Below are 20473 nucleotides of genomic sequence, written 5' to 3'. Positions count from 1 at the left end.
ACCTTGGCTCCTCAGCTCCGATCTCACAGGGAACATTCTCACATGGACTTACGGTCCCACCTCGGCGATGTCGACGATTCGAGACCTATCTGAACGCGGGTTCGTTTCCTTCCAGCCGGGGAACCGAGACTCCCAGTCGACGGGCGTCGGCGAGGACATCGCGGGGGTAGATGGCCTTCGCCTCGTAGTCGATGTGTCCGGTGGCCTGCGCCTGGTCCATGATGAAGGTGTAGAGGTTGTCGCCTGTCAGCAGCTTATGCATGGCGAAGCCGATGAGGCCGGAAGGAATGTACGTTGCCGCTGCGCCGCCGAGCCTAGAGGTCCCGCCTTTCGCCTTGAGCACCGGGATCATCTCTCGCACGAGACGCACGACTTCTCCCAGGGCACGACGCGATCGGACGAGTGCGTCGAAGCTTCCCATCCGCAGCCATCCGACCATGATTCCCGCGTCGAGGATGACGTGGAACCACAGCCAGCTGCGGAAGTCTGCGACATCTGAGATTGAGAATCCTGCCGTCGTGAAGAGCTCACGGACCGCCCGGTGTCTGTCAGTGCGGCTCGACCCATCGACGTCGCCCAGGAAGACGCTTTTGACGAAGCCGCCATGCAGAGTGTTGTCGGAATAGCCGCCTCCGCCTCCGGGAAATCCCCACACGACCTGCTTGCGGGGCAGCCGTGCCACGGCGGCGGCGGGATCGGCCCAGACGTTGTTGAAGATGAGAACCGTGGCCCCACCGACCCGGGTGCTGAGGATGTCGACCGCGGTGTCCAGCTGATCGTGGTTGACGCTGACGATGATGAGATCGTAATCATGATCGGCTTCGAGGTCTTCGCGCAGGGTCACCGGCCACGGCCCTTTGACGGGCTTCCCCTTTCGCAAAGCCCGGCCATCCCTGATGTCCAGGTCGACCGAGGGACCGAAGTCGGCGGTCCGGCCAGGGCGAACATAGAAGTCGACATCGTTTCCGGCCTTCTCCAGCGCCCATCCGTACAGTGTCGTAATGACTCCGCGACCGAACATCAGAATCTTCATAGGTCTTGCACTCCTCTGCGCCGTTCGACGCTTCTCATTGCCCCACAATATGTGGAACCTGGCTTCCACTTACGTCTAGACTAAGCGGAGAAACCAACGATGCATTCCGATTTTGCGGAAGTGAGAGAAGAAATGACCGAGCCGACTCAGATCGACACTCAGCGCTCCCCCGCCGATTCGGACAGCCCGGATTCGGACAGCGTGTATTCGGGCAGCCCCAATTCGGCCGACTCCAAGCTGCGCGCCGACGCTGCTCACAACCGGGCTCGCATTCTCACGGCCGCGCGCGAGCTCTTCGCCGAACGCGGCATCGATGTGCCCATGACGGCGATCGCCCGACGAGCAGGGGTGGGTGCTGCGACCCTGTTCCGACGTTTCCCCGACCGCCGGTCCCTGATCGCCGAGGTGTTTGCCACGCAGATCGGGCATTGCGAATCAGTCCTCGACGAGGCAGCGGCAGACCCTGATCCGTGGCACGGGTTCTGCACTTTCATCGCAGACCTCGGGCGGATGCAGATCGAGGACCGCGGATTCACCGAAGCCTTCCTCTCGACGTTCGCTGAGGACTCGGGAGTCGACGAGAAGCGCATTCGCGCGGAATCGACCTTCGCGAACCTCGTCGACCGTGCCCAGAAGGCAGGCAGACTGCGGTCGGACTTCGACCCGAGCGACCTGCTGCTGATCTTCCTCGCCAACGGCGGCCTGGGCGAGGCCCCGCCCGAGCATGCCCATGACCTCTCCCGCCGGCTCATGGCCTATCTGCTGCAGAGCTTCGAGGCGAACGGTTCAACGACTGCCAGACCGTTGCCCCGGCCGAGTCGCATGGGACTGCACGAGGTCTTTCCTCCTGCGTCCGCCCCAGAGGCATGAGGCGCTCCCCAAGCGCTGCCGAGTCCGTCGTTGGCAGTTCGTCCGAGCCTGCAGGCTCACACCGGCCCTCCGGTCGGTCCGCGTTCAGACAAGGAGATCGGCGAGCTGGCGCACGGCCTCGGGCCCGGTGAGCTCGCCTGCCAGGAGCGGCACCTCACTCACCGGCACCGGCGCGACGCCCCTGGTCAGTTCCGCCAGCTGGCGGTCCTCGAGGTCACGGCGGGCGGCGAGGAGGTCTCCCGCGTTCGCGGGCGAGCGGCGATTGACGACGACCCCGGCGAGGTCGACGTGCAGGTCGCGCAGCTGTCGAACCAGTTCGAGGGTCTCGGCCACGGGCAGCCGTTCGGCCAGCGTGGTGATGAGGAAACCCGTCTGCTGTGAGTCGGCGATGGTCCGTCGCAGCAGAGCGAAGCGGTCCCGACGGGCCAGCAGGGTTCGTCGCATCTGCGCATCGGGGCCCGGCGTCTCCTCCTTGGGGCTGACGAGTGAGCGCGCCGCGGCGGCGAAGCGTTCGGAGCGGTCGCGGTTGGACACCAGGGTCTCGGCCCAGCCGGTCAGCCGCTCGGGCAGCGACAGCAGGTGCACGGTGTGGCCGGTCGGCGCCGTGTCGAAGATGACGAGGTCGTAGGCCCCGACCGAGTCCTCGGTGATCGTCGCGATCCGTTCGAGCACGGCCGACTCATGGCTGCCGGGAGCGGTCTTTGCTGTCTTGAGATGATCGCGCACCGCGGTGTGCGTGCGTTCGGGCAGCATGCGCACCATCATCGACTCGACGCTTGCGAAGTGCGCCTCGATCGTCGCCTGCGGATCAACCTCGATAGCATCGACATACCCCGCCTCGGCCCTTAACACGCGCGAAGGAGCGTCGGAGAGCTTGTGCTGCCAGATATCGCCGAGGTTGTGGGCCGGATCCGTCGACACCAGCAGAACCCGACCGCCGTCGAGTGCCCGTGCCAGCGCAAGCCCGGACGAGACCGAGGTCTTGCCCGTTCCGCCTTTGCCGCCGACGAAGAGGAGTCTGCGGGAGCGAGCGACGTCTAACAGCATGCGATGTGATCCAGAGGAGAGCGCGGCAGGCCCATCCGCCGGTGCCAGGCGTGGAAGTCTCCCCACACGGCGGGCATGAGTTCGGCCGTGTAATAGGCTGCCGGGTCGGGAACGCCCAGCGACTCGCCGAGGACGACGATTGAGAAGAAGTCGTCTTCGGCCTGCTGCTCACGCTTCAGCGTCTGCCGATACGGTCCGATGTAGAACTCGAGCAGACCGGAGCGAAAGGCCGTCCACTTCTCCGGCAGAGCCCTCAGGCCGTGGAGGATGGAACCGCGACTGATCGGCGACATCACAGGTCAGATGCTCTCTCGGGAGGCCACGATCTTCTCGTCCGCATCCGGTGTCTCCGGCGGCTCCTTGTAAGCCCGACGCATCGCCAGGATCGCTTCGATGGCGACCCAGATGCTGGCGATGATGATGATCACATCGAGGGCGAAGAGCAGCCAGTCCGCAGATCCGGGGGTGGCGAAGCTGACCAACTGGTCGATGGCAGCCCAGAACGACATGACGAAGACGATGACCAGGGGGATCAACGCCGGCAACGGGCTCCTCTGCTTGCGGATGAGGATCACCGCGATGATGGACAGTGACAGAGAGGCCATGAGCTGATTGGTCGTACCGAACAGCGGCCATATCCGCAGACCGCCTTCACCGCCGAGACCCTGCGAGAACGTCAGCCCGAGTCCGATGACGACGACGAGAAGGGTGGCCGGAACGTTGCTGATGCGCAGCTTGACGGTCTCGCCGATCTCCTGGATGACAAACCGCAGCAGACGCATGCCGGTGTCCATCGTCGTCGCCGCGAACAGGACCGCCATGGTGGCCAGGACGGTCGCCGAGAGGGATGCGGGCAGCCCGAGTCCGTTCTCCATCAGGGCGCCGCCGCCCTGGACGAAGGCGTCGACGCCGCCTTCACCGAAGGCCGAGTAGATCTCGCGCCAAGCGGCCGTCGACTTGATGCCGCCGATGATGGCCAGAATGGTGCCCAGGGACAGCAGCCCTCGCCGACTGCGCCGAAGTAGCCGACGAATCGTGCATCGGTCTCCTTGTCCAGCTGCTTCGAGCTCGTTCCGGAGGCAACCATGCCGTGGAAGCCGGAGATGGCACCGCAGGCGATGGTGACGAAGAGCAGGGGAACCATGCTCGGTGTGCCGTCGGGGACGTTCATGTTGACGGCTGGGGCGACGATCTCCGGTTTGACCGCGGAGAACAGTGTGGCGGTGAGCACCGAGCCGAAGAGCAGGATGAGGCCGATGAACAGCTGGACGCCGTTGATGTAGTCACGTGGCTGCAGCAGCACCCACACCGGCAGCAGCGAGGCGATTGCACCATAGACGAAGAGGGCGACGATCCAGAACGTGGCCGGGCTCATCCCGAGGATTGATTCGGGCAGGACCACAGGCACAGCGTTGCCGAGGACGATGAGGGAGTAGAGGGCCACGACACCGATGACGGTGACCGGGATCAGCGGAATCCGCAGGCGGTAGACACACAGACCCACGAGCAGAGCGACGACGATGGCGCCCCAAGTCGGGATGACCGCCGTGGGGGTGCTGATGAGCAGGTTCTTGATGACCACGGCGAAGGCCGCGATGACCATGAGCAGGAGGAGGAAGATGACGATGAGGAAGAGGTTGGCCCCGCGCTTGCCGATGTAGCGGGAGGACAGAGCCCCGATCGAACGTCCCTTGTTCCGCACCGAGGCCCACAGTGTTCCCAGGTCATGCATACCGGCGAAGAAGATGGTGCCGATCGTCACCCACAGCAGGGCCGGGAGCCAGCCCCAGATGATCGCGATCGCCGGGCCCACGATCGGTGCCGCGCCGGCGACCGAGGTGAAGTGGTGGCCCCAGAGGATGTACTTGTTCGTGGGAACGTAGTCGACTCCATCACGCATCTCATGCGCGGGGGTCGTGAATCCGTCGGAGAGCTGGAAGACCTTACGACCGAGATACTTCGAATACAGGAGATAGCCGCCGACGAACATCGCCAGGCCGATGAGCATGATGATCAGGGACCCATGGGGCGCCTCCCTTTCGCCGCGCATCACTGCGCCGCCGCCAAGAATTCAAAGTAATCTACACTCCAACCCTACCAGGTGCTGTGAGTTTCCTTACCTTTCACCCAGTGGCAGTGATTGCCTGCAGGCCCGGTTCCTGCGTTCTCACATCTCTTCGTGGGTCAGCGGGTCACGATCCTTCATCCGACCGCGCTCGAGAGCGGTGATCGCGTCCACCTCGGCGGGGGTGAGATTGAAGTCGAAGATGTCAGCGTTGAGCCCCTGGCGGGCAGGGTTGGCCGACTTCGGAATCGGAAGACTGCCGACCTCGAGGTGCCAGCGCAGCACGACCTGGGCCGGTTCGACGCCATGGGCACTGGCCGCCTCGGCGATGGGGGCCTCATTGAACAGCCCTTGGTCGCGGTACAGCGGTGACCAGGATTCGGTCTGAACGCCGATGGATTTGTGGAATTCGATGAGCTCGGTCTGCGGAAAATAGGGGTGGAGTTCGACCTGATTGACGGCAGGCGTCACACCGGTCTCGGCAATGAGCTGTTCGAGCATCGCCTCGGTGAAGTTCGAGACGCCGATCGAGGTCACCAGTCCACGCTCGCGCAGCTCGATGAGGCCGCGCCAAGTGTCGACGTACTTGCCCACGCTCGGGTTGGGCCAGTGGATGAGGTGGAGGTCGAGTCGTTCCAGGCCGATCCTGGCCAGCGACTCCTCTGTGCTGGCGATGGCCTCCTCGTAGCCGTGATGGCGGCCCGGGATCTTGCTCGTGATGAAGAGCTCGTCCCGGCCGGCAGGACTGTTCGCGATGGCCTGGCCGACCTCGCGCTCATTCTCGTAGTTGACCGCGGTGTCGAGAAGACGATAGCCATTGCCGATGCCGGCCACGATCGCGTCGACGCCCTCATCGCCCTTCATCGCGTAGGTGCCGAGGCCGATCTGCGGGATCGACGTGCCGTCGTTGAGGTCAAGGGTGGGAATCGCTGAGCCGTGCACTGATGAGGACATGCCCCAACCCTATGACCGCCGAGGCGGTTCGGGCCAGAGGTCACGCGGCCGTGGGATCACGCGACCGCCCAGCCGCGCGACATCCAGCCGTGCGACATCGAGACAGTTGCGGAGGTTCGAGACCACTCTGTGCGCACAGTGGGCTCGGCACTCCACCGTGGTGTCGACGCGCCGCGTGCCTCCCCTACTGCACCGCCCCAAGCACCTCGTTCAGCGCTTCCGTCGCGGAGGGGTGGGTGTAGATCGTGTCGCGCAGCTCGGTGGCGGTGACATCGTGACGCATCGCCAGGGCCACGGTGTTGATGACCTCCTGCGAGTGCACGTGGACGAGTGCGGCGCCGAGGATGTGGTCGGTGGCTCCGTCGACGACGAACTTGACGATGCCGCGCGGGTCACCCTCGATCTTCGCCCGGGGCGCTGCGGCGATGTCGGCCATCGCCTTCGCCCCGACCTTGACGTCATACCCCTGTTCGCGAGCGGCGTCCTCGCTCAGCCCGACGCGGGCCACAGGCGGGGTCAGGAACATCGTGTAGGGCACAGCACTCCGGTCTGCGGTACTCCGCTCACCCTCTCCGAGCAGCTGATCAGCAAGAATCCGATTGTCGTCGAGAGAGATGTAGGTGAACATCGGTCCGCCATTGACGTCGCCGACGGCAAAGACGCCCTCGGCCGAGGTGCGCAGGTGCTCGTCGACCGTGATGAAGCCGCGCTTGTCGGTCTCGATCCCGGCCTTGCCCAGGCCCAGGCCCTCGGTTGTTGGCGCACGGCCAACGGCCAGGAGGACAGCCTCGGCGTCGACCTGCTTCTCTTCGCCACCAACCTCGTAGGTCACGGTGGCCTGATCGGTTCCATCGGCAACAGCGGTCACGGATGCTTCGTTGATGATCGTGACTCCGTCATCGGCCAGAGCCTGAGCGACCACCTCGGCGACGTCGGCATCCTCATTGGCCAGCGGACGCTCGCCGCGGTCGAGGACGGTGACCTGGGAGCCGAAGTGAGTGAACATCGATGCGAACTCGAGTCCGATGTATCCACCGCCGACGACGACCAGGCGTTTGGGGAACGGGGAGACGTGCTGCAGGGCCTCCGAGTCGTAGATGCGACCGCCGAGCGTCGCTCCGTCGATCGGTGGGATGTTCGCGAGCGAGCCGGTGTTGACGACGACGGTGTCCGCGGTGATCTGCATGGTGTCGTCACCGCCGGTGACGAGGACTTCGCGTTCGCCGGTGAACTCGGCGCGACCGGAGACCAGGAGAACCGAGTCGAGGTCGTCGAGCATGGAGAAGTTCTTCTTCCGCATCGCCCCGGTCAACGTGTCGCGGCGCTTCACGGCCTTCGCGAAGTACTCGTCAGTGTCGTCGTCATCGCGTTTGTTCTCCGCGTCGTGGACCAAGATCTTCGTGGGGATGCAGGCGATGTTGATGCAGGATCCGCCGATCATGGCATCCGACTGCTCGACGACGGCGACGCGCTTGCCGGCTCTGGCCATGGTCCCGGCCAGGGTCTTTCCGCCCTTGCCCCACCCGATGACGAGGAGGTCCACGTGCTCGTGCGAATCGGCGTCGTGGTTGTTCTCGGCCATGATCGGTTCCTTCCAGCAGACGATGCGTTGGTTGACGATGCGTTGGTTGTGAGCCTACCAGCAGACGATGCGTTGGTTGACGATGCGTTGGTTGTGAGCCTACTCCGGAGCGGTGAACCTCAGATGTCGCCGAGGTTGGTCGACGTCAATGCCATCGAGCTGGGGTTTCCCCGGGTGGAGTTCATCGTAAAGCTGGCCTTCCACGGAAGGTAGCGGTCGTCAGAGGACTCGATCAGCGCGCCCGCGCCGGTGAATGCGCGGCGTCGGACTCGCAGCAGGGGTGTGCCGACGGGAACTTCGAGCAGTGTGGCGTCGTCCTCGTTGGCACCGATCGCATCGATGGTTCGCGAGGTTCGGCTGATGTCGACGCCCTGGTCGATGAGTTCCTGGTAGATCGACCCGGAGTCGGTGTCGAAGGCGAGAACGTGGCGCCCGAACTCCAGGGGGTAGTTCAGGCGCTCGACCATGGTGGGCACATCGTCCATGAGGCGGAGCCGGAAGACGGAGACGACCGGGTCACCGTCTGGGATCCGCAGACTTGCGGCCAGCGACTTCTCGGCGGGCCTGCGGGTCACCCATTGGGTGCGCTGGCCTGGGACGATGTCGGCATTGTGGCACCACCGGGAGAAGGAGATGATGTCGTCGAAGGACTGTGTGGGCACATTGTCCAATACGACCGTCCGGCGCCCGCGTCCCGAAGAGATCAGGCCCTCGGTCCGCAGTGTCGACATCGCCTGTCGAACCGGGCCGCGGGAGCTGGTGAACTTCCGGGTCAGTTCCGCTTCCGAGGGCAGTTCGTCGCCGGGCTGGAAATACCCCTCGCGAATCGCAGTTCGCAGATAGTGGGCGATTTCGTCGTACTGCTGTCGTGTGCGCTGCTGAGTCATGTGTGCTGGCCTCGTCGGGGTCGGGGATGGGGACACGTGCTTCCAACTGTGCTGCCGTGGTGCTGTGCTTGCCGTGCGCTGCGCTGCTCGAGGTCGTCGTGTTCTCCGATCGGCGGCGTCTCTTCCTTCCTATTCGGGGCGAATGAACCGGGAGTGCCGGCCGAGAAGCGCAACGTCACGTTCAGGTGAACAATCGCCAAACTTGTACATACATGTGTTCATCGTACGACAACAAGCGACCAAGATGGGGGAATGTCGAAAACTGATCTCATCATCGTAGGTTCCGGAATTCTGGGCCTGGCCACCGCATTCCGCGCACACCGTCAGGGCCGCAGCGTCCGTGTCATCGACCGTTCCGCCCGCCCTGTGGGCTCATCGATCCAGAACTTCGGGCACGCCTGCTTCACTGGGCAGGCCGATGACGCTCAGGATCTGGCGATGGCGTCTCGAGCCGGCTGGCTGGAGGCCGCGGCAGCCACCGGGATCTGGGCGGCAGAGACCGGGTCCTTCATCCCTGCCATGACCGAACCGGAACTGCGCGTCCTCCAGGAGTTCGCCGATCACCGGGGTCCGGATCAGGCGACGATGCTCAGCGCCGAGGAGGTGGCGGCGGCCATCGGGAACCCGAGCCTGGGCGCCATCGGTGGGGCTCACCTGCCCCTGGATATGCGCGTCGACCCACGTGAGGCAGCCCCCGCCCTTGCCGAGTGGCTGGCTGGAGAGGGTGTCGAATTCACGTGGAACACTACCGTCACCGAGGTGGGCGACGGCACCGTGTCCACCAACCGTGGCGATGTCCACGGTGAGCAGGTCGTCGTCTGCCCCGGCTATCAGCTCACCTCCCTGTTCCCGGAGATCGCCGAGGCGCACGGGGTGCGCATCTGCACGCTGGCAATGTCCCTAATCGAGCGACCGCAACGGATCCCGAGCGGGTTCGCCATGCTCACGGGCACCTCATTGGCCCGTTACGACGGGTTCGCCGCCATGCCGGGAGCATCGGCACTGCGTGAGGATCTGACGCAGCGGGAGCCGGAGCTCGTCGATGTCATCGCCAACCTCATGGTCACCGATATCCCCGGCGGACTGCTCATCGGCGACTCCCACGCCTATGATCTCAGCCCCGAGCCCTTCATCGACGCACGCGTCGGGGATCTGCTGCTTGATCGCGCCACCAGCATCCTCGGCATCGATGAACCCGTGGTTCGCCAGCGGTGGCTGGGCCAGTATGCCGACAGCACCGAGACGAATCTGATCCTCGAGCGCCCTGACGCGCGAACGACGGTCGCCGTGGTCACCTCGGGGATCGGGATGACTCTGTCGTTTGGGATCGCGGACCGCATCCTCGGCGGCTACCCGGCCGAGACAGACGCACGGCCCTCCACCTGAGACCGGCACCACATTCGAAGCCCCTCGCCCCAACCGCCGATGAAGTTGTCATGTCCGATCGGTGAACAGGGTCGAATTGTATAGACATGTTGATTCGAGGTGTCGAAGAATGAAGCCAAGCGATCACCCCGACCACTCGAAAGGCAGGCCGCCCATGGCCCTGTTCCCACGCTTCCGCTCCCGCACCGTCCGCTCACTCACGGCCGCAGCGCTCGCACTCCCGCTGCTCGCCGCTTGCGGTTCCTCCGGCGACGACGGCGACACCATCACCTTTGCCGCAGTCCCCGCCGAGTCATCGTCCACGTTGGAATCGACCTTCGAAAACGTCACCGCACTGCTCGAGGAGGAGACCGGCAAGACGGTCGAGTTCCAGAATGCCTCCGATTATGCAGCGGTGATCGAAGGAATGCGGGCCGGCCAGATCGATGCCGCCTCGTTCGGTCCGTTCGCCTATGTCATCGCCAAGGACTCCGGCATCGACATGGAGCCCGCGGCTGCTCCGACGAGCGATCCGAAGAAGGATCCGGCCTACACCTCGCTTGCCTACGTCAAGAAGGGCTCGGACATCAAGGGCCTGAGCGATCTCAAGGGCAAGAAGGTCTGCTTCGTCGACAAGGCCTCCACCTCGGGCTACCTCGTGCCGATGAAGGGGATCATGGATGAAGGTCTCGACATGGAGAAGGACATGGAACAGGTCCTGACCGGCGGTCATGACGCCTCGCTGCTGTCCCTGGACTCCGGCGAATGCGATGCGGCCTTCGCCCACGACACCATGCTCAAGACGCTCGAGGAATCCGACCAGGTCAAGCCCGGCAGCCTGGAGCCCGCATGGGAGTCCGAGCCCATCACCGAGGACCCGATCGCTGTCAACAACGAGTCTATGGACCCTGAGCTGGCCAAGCAGATCACGACCATCCTGCGTGAGAAGGCCAACGTTCCGGCCATGGTCGACGCCGGCATCTGCTCCTCCGAGGACGACTGCGTCCTACCTGAGGAGATCGAATACGGCTACAAGCCCGTCGAGGACTCAGACTTCGATTCCATCCGCGACATCTGCGATGCCACCCAGGCAGATGCCTGCAAGAACGTCGGCTAGGAGACGCACTCATGACCACTGAACTCCAGCGAGAGATCGACGATATCTACGCAGTCCAGCTCGACCATGTGACCAAGGACTTCGGCGGCGGAGTCCTCGGACTCGACGACGTCAACCTCGGCTTCCGCACCGGCAGGGTCACTGTTCTGCTCGGCCTGTCGGGATCGGGCAAGTCGACGCTGCTGCGCCACATCAATGGACTGCACGCCCCTACCTCGGGCACGGTGCGTGTCCTGGGCCAGGACGTGAATTCGGTGGGGAAACGAGGGCTGCGGGAGCTGCGCCGGAACATCGGCGTGATCTTCCAGTCCTTCAACCTCGTCGGTCCGATGTCCGTGTTGGAGAATGTCTGCGCCGGGCAGCTCGGCTCGCTGAAGGGACCGCGCATCTCGCTGATGATGTACCCGAAGTCCGTGCGCCGCGAAGCCATCGAGAAGCTCGACCGCGTCGGCCTGGCCGATCGCGCCTATCAGCGCGCGGACACGCTCTCCGGCGGTCAGCAGCAGCGAGTGGCCATCGCTCGGGCACTCATGCAGCGCCCCACCGTGCTCCTGGCCGATGAACCGGTGGCCTCGCTGGATCCTGTGTCGGCGCTCGACGTGATCAACCTGCTGCGCCAGATCGCCGAGGAGGACAATCTCACGGTCATCGCCTCGCTCCATCAGGTTCAGCTCGCCATCGAGTTCGCCGATCGGATCATCGGCCTGCGCGGCGGCCAGGCGGTCCTCGATCGTTCGACTGCCGGCCTGAGTGCCGAAGAGGCCTCGACGATCTATTCGAGTGTCTCCGGCATGGACCTCGCCGAGGCTGGGCCCAGTGCCGCGGGCAAGGACCAGCCCGCTGCCGGTTCCGTCCGCACCCCGCTGTCGAGTGGCCTCACCCGCTGATGTCCACGCTCACCCAGGCCTCACCCGAGAATCTCGAGGTTCCAGCACGTCCGCGACCGGCCGGGTCCAGCATCGCGGCCACGATCGTCATGATCGCCTTGGTCGCCGGGGGTGTGTGGTCCGTGGGTTCGCTCGGCATCGATGTCGCGACGATCGTCGATTCCTTCGACAATGCGGTGAACTTCTTCGCCCGCATGGTCCCCCTCGACTTCCCACCTGTGGCAGAGACCCTCTCCCTGGTGTTCGAGACCTTGGCCATCGTCTTCCTCGCAACCCTCCTCTCGGTCGCCGTGTCCATTCCGGTGGCTCTGGCCGCCGCCCGACCCACACGATGGGGAGTCACCTCGCAGTGGGTGGCTCGCGGGCTGACGGTGCTGGCTCGTGCAGTCCCGGACCTGGTTCTCGCGATCATCTTCCTGCGCATGTTCGGGCTCGGAGCCACGGCCGGCATCATCGCCATGGGCATCCATTCGGTCGGCATGATCGCCAAACTCTACGCCGACGCGATCGAGGAACTCGACGACGGCCCACGCGAGTCCGTGGAGTCCCTCGGCGGCAGTCGCGCACAGCAGATCATGGCGGCCCTCCCGCAGACGCTGATGCCTCAGCTCATTGCGACGGCGCTGCACCGCTTCGACATCAATCTGCGCACTTCGGTGCTGCTGGGTTACGTCGGTGTGGGCGGCATCGGCCTGGCGATCGCTGATTCCCTGCGGACGCTGGACTATCAGCGGGGCATGGCCCTCGCGGTGCTCGTCCTGCTCCTGTGCATCGGCATCGAACTCGTCTCCGGCACCATCCGCGCTGGACTGATGAGGTCGGCCGGGCAGACGATCACCGGCGGCACTTGGGTCGATCGTCTGTTCAACGCCGGCCGCGAGTCCGGCGTCAACGATCTTCACCTGACGCCACCCTGGAGCGCGGCTCGTTTCAAGCGATTCCTCTCGGTTGCACTGATCGTCGTCTTCACCGTTGCGGCCCTGTGGCGCGTGGACGTGTCCTGGTCGGCACTCCTGCAGGGGATCCTCGAGCTGCCGCAGACCCTGGCACTGTTCTTCCCACCATCGGCCGGCGGGTCCATGTCCAGCCTCTTCGAACAGCTGTTGGTGACCGTGCAGATCTCACTCGCGGCCACTCTCATCGGTGCCGTTCTCGCGATTCCGATCGGCATCCTCGCCGCCCGCAACGCCGTGGCGAATGCCTCTGTGCATCAGACGTTCCGCGTGATCATCGTGATCGTACGCGGCATTCCCGAACTCATCCTCGCCATCATCTTCGTCGTCATCTCCGGTCTGGGCGAGGTCGCCGGCACGCTGGCTCTGTCCATCGGGGCGATCGGCCTGCTCTCGAAGCTCATCGCCGATTCGCTTGAGGAGACGGACACTCAGGTGCAGGAGGCGATGCGGGCCACTGGTGCCAGCGAGGCACAGGTGTTCTTCTCGGCCACACTGCGCCAGGCGGCACCGGCCTTCGTCGCCCACACGATGTACCTACTCGACAACAACATCCGCTCGGCCACGCTCCTCGGAGTCGTCGGTGCAGGCGGCATCGGCTTCCTGCTGCTCAATGCCTCGCGCGTCAACCAGTTCGATGTGGTCACCATGGTCCTCATCCTCATGGTTGCCGTCGTCCTGGCCGTCGAAGCGCTGTCGATGTGGCTGCGCAAGGCCGTGCGCTGACGCGCAATGGCTTCTGCGGAACGCCGCCGACCCCGTCAGCCACCCACCAGGCAACCATCCCGGCCCCAGGCAGATGGAACCCATCTGCACCCTGCAGAGAAATGGAGAGAGAAAATGATTGAACTCGCAGTCTTCGACATGGCGAGCACCACCATCGACGAACGAGACGAGGTCTATCGCGTCCTGCGACAGGCGACGGAACGCGAAGGCGCACAGTACTCCGATGCAGTATTCCAGAAGTGGATGGGCACGGAGAAGAGGTGGGCAATCAAGAATCTGCTTCGCCTCGGCGGGGTCGATGTGACCGAGGAGAACCACGAGCGAGCCTGGCAATGGTTCCGTGCCGAACTGCACCGCACCTATACCGAGAATCCACCGACTCCCCTGCCCGGCGTCGAGGAGGCGCTGGCGACCTTGCGCGAACGCGGTGTCCAAGTGGGCTTGACCACGGGATTCTCGCGCGAAATCGCCGACCTCATCCTCGACACAATGGGGTGGACTCAGGGCCGAATCTTCGACGCTTCGACCACGGGGGACGAGGTGCCCCATGGACGACCAGCACCAGACATGATCTTCTCTGTGATGGAGAGTCTCGGAGTCGAGGACCGGAACGCGGTCATCAGCACCGGCGACACCTCAGCAGACGTGCAGTCGGCTCTGCGCGCCGAGGTGACCGCCATCGGCGTCCTCACTGGGCATCTCACACGTGAGGATTTCGAGTCCGAAGGTGCGCACATCGTCCTCGAGTCCGTGGCTGAGCTTCCCGCAGTGATGGCTGAGTTCTCAGTTGCCGTCACCGAGCGTGCGGATACGGTGACGCAGTGACGACTTCAGCCCAGAAGCAGGATTGCGTTCGCTCAGCTTCTGCCCGTCAGCGCCCAGCACAGACTCGGGTCCAAGCCGTGGTCTGGACCGGAGGGGGCCACTTCGAGACTCAGTCCTTCGCTTTCCCGAAACTTGCCGAGGGTGAGAGTCTCATCCGACTGACCACAGCCACCGTCTGCGGCTCGGATCGGCACACCGTTCGCGGACGCCGCCCCGGAGCGTGCCCCTCGGTGCTCGGCCACGAAGGCGTCGGCGTGGTCGAGGATTCTCGGGCGGATCTCACACCCGGGCAGCGCGTGGTCTTCTCGGTCACCTCGGTGTGTGGGCAGTGTCGGAACTGCAGGCGCGGGCTCAGCGCGAAATGCACGTCGGTGGTCAAGGTCGGCCACGAAGCCACCGACAGCGGCTGGACGCTGTCGGGCACCTACGCCTCACACATCCACCTGCCCGCCGGTGTGGCCGTCGTCCCGGTACCGGAATCGGTGCCCGACGCGGTGGCTGCGACCGCCGGCTGTGCCGTGGCCACCGTCATGGCCATGGTGGAGGCCGCCGGTGGCCTGCGGGGACGTCGAGTCTTCGTCAATGGCCTGGGAATGCTGGGGCTCACGGCGGTGGCCGCCGCCCGATCTCTGGGAGCCGCCGAGGTGATTGCCTTCGATCCGACGCCGCAGCGCCAGGACGTGGCCCTGTACGCCGGGGCGAGCACGATCATGGAAGAGGAGGTGCCTCCGGATGTCGACGTCGCACTCGAGCTCTCCGGCACCACCTCTGGCGTGCAGACCTGCTTGGCCGGCCTCGGCGTCGGCGGCACCGCGGTGCTCGCCGGCAGTGTCAGCCCGGGACCGAGCGTCGAGATCAGTCCCGAGCAGCTCGTCCGGGGCTGGCGCACGATCACCGGTGTGCACAATTTCGAACCCCACCACCTGCAGCAGGCAGTCGACTTCCTTGCTGCGGACGGCGGGGGCATGCCGTGGGAGCACATCCTCGGCGGCCCCATCGGTCTATCAGACTTGGCGGCTGAGTTCGCCGAGCCGAGTCCGGGGCTGCGGACCGTGGTGGATATCGACCGGTGACCAACCACGTGTTGCCTCATCCCCGTGCTGTCGCCAGGTCCTCCCGGAATGCACGGCCGGCGGCCCCGATGTCCCCCGCCGAGGTGATGAAGCGGAAGCCCTGTGCCTTGCGCACCTTGGCTTCCGCACCGTTGCCGCAGTGAATGCCGGGGATGATCCCGGCAACGTCGGCGGCCGTGCGGATCCGCGCCACCGCCTCGGCGTGGGCGTCATTGGGCTGACCGGGGAGAGCGTCGACAGCGAAGGCGAGATCTGCGGGGCCGATGTAGACGCCGTCGATACCGGGAACTGCGCAGATCTTCTCGACGTTCGCCAGGCCCTCCTCGTTCTCGATCATGACGAAGAGCAGGGGGCGCTCGTCGCGGGTGTCCTGCACCGCATTGTGCATGAGGTCCGCGGTCGGGCCCCATGAACGGTCGCCGCCGCGGCTCGGGTAGTCGAGTGCGGAAGCCGCCGCCTCAGCATCGGCAACAGAGGAGACGAGAGGGACGATGACGGCCTCGACACCTGCATCGGCGAGCATCCCGATCTCGGCGAATCGGTTTGCCGCGACCCGGGCGGTGACCAGCGCTGGACCGCTGGCTCGGACGGCGTCGGTGAGGCGCAGGATGTCCGAGGGTCGGGCGAAGCCGTGCTGCATATCGAGGCACACGTAGTCGTAGCCTGCGGCTGATCCGATCTTCGCGAGCTCCTGGCTCGTCGACATCATCCACAGTCCGTTGTAGATCTCTCCCGCGGCAAGGCTCGCGCGATGCTTTTCCAATGCTTCAGTCATATGTGCATCGAATCACATGCGCCCTGCCGGTGCCAGGCTTGTTCGTTATCCGGATGAGCCTCAGCGGCTTTTCCTAGAGTTCCTGGGTGCGCAGCGCCTCCGCAATGTATTCCGCCTGCCGAATAGCGAGTGCGACGATGGTCAGAGTCGGGTTCGCCGCTGCACTTGTGGTGAAGACCGAACCATCGGAGATGAAGAGGTTCTTCACATCGTGGGAACGACCCCACCTGTCGACGACACCGTCCTCGGGCCTCTCGCTCATCCTCGCGGTGCCGAGGTTGTGGGTCGACGGGTAGGGCGGAGTACGATGCGAGGTCTGCGCTCCGACCGCTTTGTCTACCGCCTCACCCTCGGCACTGCCTCACCCGCGGCGTAACCATGCGCCCTCGCATCGACGCCGAAGATCATCTCTCGCCAGATCGACGGCGACGGCTGGGACGCGATGGGAGAACTCCAGGTCGACTGACCTGCATCGCTGTCGACGAGTGGGAACAGGTCCACCGAGCCTGCTCCCACTCGTTCCTGCTGTCGGTGATGATCCCGGCGGAGACCGTCATCAGTACCCGACCCAGTCCCAGCTCTTCGGGTGCGACCGCTAGCGGAGTTTCCGATCTGTGTCGTGTGGGGTGAGTGTTTGTCCTGGTCAGAACGGATTCAGTCTGCTTTTCAGTGTATGACCCGAACGGGGCTGACAGTGGGAGTTATCGGCGGGGCGCGTAGCAGCCGATGCCGACGAGTTCGCCGAGGCGTTGTGCACTGGTGGAGGCATCGGTGAGCATTCGCCGGGCTCGGGGTCGGCCTTGTTCCCGTCGTGGTCAAGCAGCACGGTCTCTTCGAAACCCGCCAGCTGGTTCAGCAGCTCTCGCAGACGTACCCCGGCCCGCGCACTATGGAACCGGGACCTATGCTTCCAGCAGTCCCTTGATGTCTGCGGCCGAGATCACCTCGTTGAACGCACTTCCATTGTCCATGAGGGCCGTGAACAGCTCGGCTTTCTTCGCCTGCAGCGCGAGCACCTTCTCTTCGATCGTGTGCTCTGCAACCAATCGATAGACCATGACATTGCGAGTCTGACCGATGCGATGCGTGCGGTCGATCGCCTGGGACTCGGCGGCGGGGTTCCACCACGGGTCGAGCAGGAACACATAGTCAGCCTCGGTCAGCGTGAGCCCGATCCCACCGGCCTTGAGGCTGATGAGGAACACCGGGGCGCTTCCCTGACGAAAGGCTTCGATGACCTTCGTCCGGTCCGTGGTCGACCCATCGAGGTAGACGAAGTCGATCCCACCTGCTTCGAGTTCGGCTGCGACCCTGCGCAGATAGCTCGTGAACTGGCTGAAGACGAGCGCCCGATGGCCCTCAGCGGTGATCTCGTTGAGATATTCCATGAGCACGGTCAGCTTGCTCGATCCGATTCCGGAATCGGCGTGGTCGGCAACGATGCCCGGGTCGAGCGCGAGCATCCGCAGCAGCGTCAGCGACCGGAAGATTGCGAACCGGTTCTTCTCGAAATCGCCGAGGAGGCCGAGCACCTGCTTGCGCTCGTGTTGGAGGACTGTGTCGTAGAGCCTGCGGTGCTGTGGTTCGAGTTCGACAGTGAGCACCTGCTCCTGCTTGGCCGGCAGGTCCGCGGCGACGAGGTCCTTCGTCCGTCGCAGCATGAACGGCCGCAGCCGCGACCTCAGCCGAGTCATCCGATCCGGGTCATCTCCCGATTCGATCGGCTTGACGTAGTCCTCCTTGAATTGCTTCGCTGCCGGGAACAATCCCGGTGCCGTGATGGCCGCCAGCGACCACACATCCGTGAGCGAGTTCTCCATCGGCGTACCCGTGATCGCCAACCGGAAGGGTGCCGCGATCCTCCGCGCCGCGCGGTGCGTCTTGGCCTGGTTGTTCTTCATGAACTGCGCCTCGTCGAAGATGACCCCCGCCCATTCGTGGCCCGCGAATTCGTCGATATCCAGACGCATCACCGCGTACGAGGTGACGACGATATCGGCACCCGCGGCCACCTCGGCGACCGGACTCTTCCGCTTCTTCGCCGTTTCCGCAACCGCGGTGACGTTCAGATGCGGGGTGAACTTCCGCGCCTCGAGCACCCAGTTCGCCACCACCGAGGTGGGCGCGACGACGAGGAACGCGGGCCCGGGCTCCTCCCGCTGGCCCCGATCGTGGTCGACGAGCGCCAGGGTCTGCAGAGTCTTGCCCAAGCCCATATCATCAGCGAGGATCCCGCCGAGGTTGTGCTCGTGCAGGAACGCCAACCACCGGAATCCCTCGACCTGGTACTGGCGTAGCTGCGCGTTCACCGTGTCCGGCACGGCCACCTCGGCGATGGAATCGATCTGCCGCAGACCGTCCATGAGCCCGGACCACCGAGGATCCTCGGCGACATCATCGGCCAGTTCCTCGAGATCCTCGTACAGTCCGGCCTGATACCGGCTCAGCTGCGGATTCTCGGGCTTGAAACCGTCGAGGGATGCCGCCTCGGCGAGGAGTTCACGCAGTTTGTCGAAGGCAGAATTGTCGAGGGAGAAGTATGAGCCGTCGTCGAGCATCAGGTGAGTTTCGTCGGTGGCGAGCGCCTTGAACAGAGTGACGAACGGGATCTCGTGGCCCTCGATCGTCACGTCGATGCCGAGGTCGAACCAGTCGGAGTCATCGTTCGCCGAGGTCCGGACTGTGATCGAGGGCGCGGCCTCGAGTTCGCGGAACTCCGGTGGGCCGTCCTGGCCGGTGATCGTGACTTCGACGTCGTCGAGGTCATAGAGCTGCGGCAGGATGCGGGTGGTGAATTTCGCGACTTCGATCCCGGTCAGCGTCGCCGATTCGGTCCGCGCCGCATCAGGTTGAATTCCTCGCACCTTCTGCAGCACCGCTTGTTCGAACTTCGAATCGCGACTGTGCTGCGGGTCGGCGAACTCCGACTGAACGGCCACGAGAGGATACATCCGCTTCGGCGAGTAGTAGGTCCACGACCACTCGAGCCGTGCGCTCGTCTTCGGCGTCTCCTTCGCACTGCCTCCTCTGCCGGTCGCCGCGCTCCCCCGGCCAGTGGTCGTGTCGTAGCTGACCTGCAGATTCAGATGTGGTTGCCGTTCGACGGGCACCTCGACCGAATCGTCGCTGCTGATGATCGAGTCTTGGCCTTGACCCCTGGGCGGGCGCAGCAGCGGGAGGACCCGGTCAAAGAAATCTTCATGTGCCGAGGCTGGTATCTCCGTCGCCGAGGTGTTGGACAGCATCGCCTGCTGCCCCGGGCTCAGGCGCGTGCTCAGGGGTGCGAGCGTGAGAATGGCTCGTGACTTTCCGGTCAGGGCCAGGGAGTGGACGCCGGCGTTGCCGATGGGGCGCACGGTTTCGAGTGGAACCGGTCGGTCGTCGATCGAGACCTCGGGAGAGACCACGAGGTCCTCGGACCTGCTCGTGATGTCGATGTGGAACTGGGCTCTCTCGCCGAGGCGGATCGTGATCTGTCTGTCCGTGCTCACCAGGGGAATGTCGAGGTCGGCGGTTTGGGCGAGGAGGTCCCACAGGAAGGTCGAGGCGAAGTCGTCGAGGGTGATCGTCGTCGAAGAACTCGAATACCCTCGATACCCGAGCGAGTCGTCAAGAGTGGCGAGGCGGAAGAACCATTCGAACTGTTCGGAGTCGAACCGGGCAGAGTTCATGCGAGTGGTGAACCAGTGCCAGCCCGCCTGTCCCTTGATCCAGTTGGACTTCGACCCGGGGACGAGCGGTCTGATGTGCACCTGCGGTTCCGGCTCGTCGGGGATCTCGGCGACCTTGAGTCGGGCGGGTGTCTGGGGCTGGAAGTAGCGTCGGTTCGGCGGCCGATGCAGTTCGAACCCGAGGGCCAGAGGAGTATCGGGCACGCTCGATGTCCGGTTCGACGCCTCGACGACACGGTCCAACTGCTGTTTCCATACAGGGTCCGGAGCCTGCCTGCCCGGAAGCCGGTGCCCGCCCGAATCGTCCTGTTCGGGAGTGCGCGTGTTGTTGAACAGCAGCAGTGCCACACAGTGTTTGCAGTCGCCGCCGACCGGGCATGAGCAATCAGTGGAGACGATCTCACCTGGTTCCCCGTCTTCGAAGTCCTCGAATTCAATCATGGTCCGGTAGAGACCGCTCGAGCCGACGACGTCGCCGACCAGCTGCTGTTCGTTCCCGTACCAGACCGCCCGCAGCACCCGCCCCTGGTTGGCGTAGGCAGTCCCGCGTGAGAAAGCACCTGGTCCACCGAGGTCGATGATCTCGTCGGTCGGCACAACTGTCATCGCTCGATCCATTGCCTCAGTTTCTCACGCCAAGCTG

The 20473-nt window shown here is 64.6% G+C and carries 15 protein-coding genes and 3 pseudogenes; 8 read left to right on the top strand and 10 right to left on the bottom strand.

All coding sequences use genetic code 11. The features are described from left to right. Nucleotides 1-85: 85 nt before the first annotated feature. Nucleotides 86-1033, bottom strand: coding sequence for a ketopantoate reductase family protein (locus BANT918_RS04010; protein WP_101619046.1), 948 nt, complete (start codon nucleotides 1031-1033; stop codon nucleotides 86-88). A gap of 132 nt (nucleotides 1034-1165) precedes the next feature. Between BANT918_RS04010 and BANT918_RS04005 the strand changes: the two genes are divergently transcribed. After that, entirely contained in the window at nucleotides 1166-1903 is a 738-nt protein-coding gene (locus BANT918_RS04005; RefSeq protein ID WP_101619045.1) for a TetR/AcrR family transcriptional regulator, read from the top strand. Between the two features lie 84 nt (nucleotides 1904-1987). Here BANT918_RS04005 and BANT918_RS04000 read toward each other — a convergent pair whose 3' ends face one another. From BANT918_RS04000 to BANT918_RS03975, 6 genes and pseudogenes are all read right to left on the bottom strand, one after another. After that, nucleotides 1988-2950, bottom strand: a complete 963-nt coding sequence (locus tag BANT918_RS04000; protein WP_101619044.1) for an ArsA family ATPase — start codon at nucleotides 2948-2950, stop codon at nucleotides 1988-1990. Next, complete coding sequence (locus tag BANT918_RS03995) at nucleotides 2941-3243, bottom strand: cory-CC-star protein (protein ID WP_208618001.1); 303 nt, start codon at nucleotides 3241-3243, stop codon at nucleotides 2941-2943. Before BANT918_RS03995 ends, BANT918_RS04000 begins: the two co-directional genes overlap by 10 nt. A 6-nt stretch (nucleotides 3244-3249) precedes the next feature. Continuing rightward, nucleotides 3250-4958, bottom strand: a pseudogene (locus BANT918_RS03990) (carbon starvation protein A). A gap of 159 nt (nucleotides 4959-5117) precedes the next feature. Next, entirely contained in the window at nucleotides 5118-5969 is an 852-nt protein-coding gene (locus tag BANT918_RS03985) for an aldo/keto reductase (protein ID WP_101619043.1), read from the bottom strand. Between the two features lie 184 nt (nucleotides 5970-6153). After that, the gene (locus BANT918_RS03980) at nucleotides 6154-7551 is read right to left on the bottom strand and encodes an FAD-dependent oxidoreductase (protein WP_101619042.1); all 1398 of its coding nucleotides are present in this window, start codon (nucleotides 7549-7551) and stop codon (nucleotides 6154-6156) included. A 119-nt stretch (nucleotides 7552-7670) separates the two neighbouring features. Further along, nucleotides 7671-8438, bottom strand: coding sequence for a GntR family transcriptional regulator (locus tag BANT918_RS03975; protein WP_101619041.1), 768 nt, complete (start codon nucleotides 8436-8438; stop codon nucleotides 7671-7673). A 252-nt stretch (nucleotides 8439-8690) separates the two neighbouring features. On the opposite strand from BANT918_RS03975, the gene BANT918_RS03970 reads away from it, so the two are divergent. The 6 genes from BANT918_RS03970 to BANT918_RS03945 all read left to right on the top strand — a co-directional run bounded on the left by BANT918_RS03970 (nucleotide 8691) and on the right by BANT918_RS03945 (nucleotide 15384). Next, nucleotides 8691-9824, top strand: coding sequence for a TIGR03364 family FAD-dependent oxidoreductase (locus BANT918_RS03970; protein WP_069599244.1), 1134 nt, complete (start codon nucleotides 8691-8693; stop codon nucleotides 9822-9824). A 109-nt stretch (nucleotides 9825-9933) separates the two neighbouring features. Further along, nucleotides 9934-10920, top strand: a complete 987-nt coding sequence (locus BANT918_RS03965) for a phosphate/phosphite/phosphonate ABC transporter substrate-binding protein (RefSeq protein ID WP_197679688.1) — start codon at nucleotides 9934-9936, stop codon at nucleotides 10918-10920. A gap of 11 nt (nucleotides 10921-10931) precedes the next feature. Then, entirely contained in the window at nucleotides 10932-11807 is an 876-nt protein-coding gene (gene phnC, locus BANT918_RS03960) for a phosphonate ABC transporter ATP-binding protein (protein WP_101619040.1), read from the top strand. Beyond that, entirely contained in the window at nucleotides 11807-13486 is a 1680-nt protein-coding gene (gene phnE / locus BANT918_RS03955) for a phosphonate ABC transporter, permease protein PhnE (protein WP_101619039.1), read from the top strand. The genes phnC and phnE overlap by 1 nt, the downstream gene beginning before the upstream one ends. A 114-nt stretch (nucleotides 13487-13600) precedes the next feature. Then, complete coding sequence (locus BANT918_RS03950; RefSeq protein ID WP_096157976.1) at nucleotides 13601-14311, top strand: phosphonatase-like hydrolase; 711 nt, start codon at nucleotides 13601-13603, stop codon at nucleotides 14309-14311. A 77-nt stretch (nucleotides 14312-14388) separates the two neighbouring features. Continuing rightward, nucleotides 14389-15384: an alcohol dehydrogenase catalytic domain-containing protein gene (locus BANT918_RS03945; protein ID WP_101619038.1), complete on the top strand. Its 996-nt coding sequence runs from the start codon at nucleotides 14389-14391 to the stop codon at nucleotides 15382-15384. Between the two features lie 16 nt (nucleotides 15385-15400). Here the strand turns inward: BANT918_RS03945 and BANT918_RS03940 are convergent, their stop codons facing one another. Further along, nucleotides 15401-16159 carry an HpcH/HpaI aldolase family protein gene (locus BANT918_RS03940; protein WP_167389372.1) on the bottom strand — a complete coding sequence of 253 codons (759 nt, stop codon included), beginning with the start codon at nucleotides 16157-16159 and terminating at the stop codon, nucleotides 15401-15403. A gap of 73 nt (nucleotides 16160-16232) precedes the next feature. Next, nucleotides 16233-16505 (bottom strand): annotated as a pseudogene (locus BANT918_RS03935) (GMC oxidoreductase); the annotation flags it as partial. A gap of 36 nt (nucleotides 16506-16541) precedes the next feature. On the opposite strand from BANT918_RS03935, the pseudogene BANT918_RS17655 reads away from it, so the two are divergent. Further along, a pseudogene (locus BANT918_RS17655) lies at nucleotides 16542-16625 on the top strand (antibiotic biosynthesis monooxygenase); the annotation flags it as partial. Between the two features lie 436 nt (nucleotides 16626-17061). Here the strand turns inward: BANT918_RS17655 and BANT918_RS03925 are convergent. Continuing rightward, on the bottom strand, nucleotides 17062-20436 hold the full coding sequence (locus BANT918_RS03925; RefSeq protein WP_167389371.1) for a DEAD/DEAH box helicase: 3375 nt from the start codon (nucleotides 20434-20436) through the stop codon (nucleotides 17062-17064). Between the last annotated feature and the right edge of the window lie 37 nt (nucleotides 20437-20473).

It is taken from the genome of Brevibacterium antiquum CNRZ 918, from assembly GCF_900169145.1.
Lineage (GTDB): Bacteria > Actinomycetota > Actinomycetes > Actinomycetales > Brevibacteriaceae > Brevibacterium > Brevibacterium koreense.
Note: the sequence above shows the minus strand (reverse complement) of the source record. Positions and strands in the feature narration are given on the sequence as shown.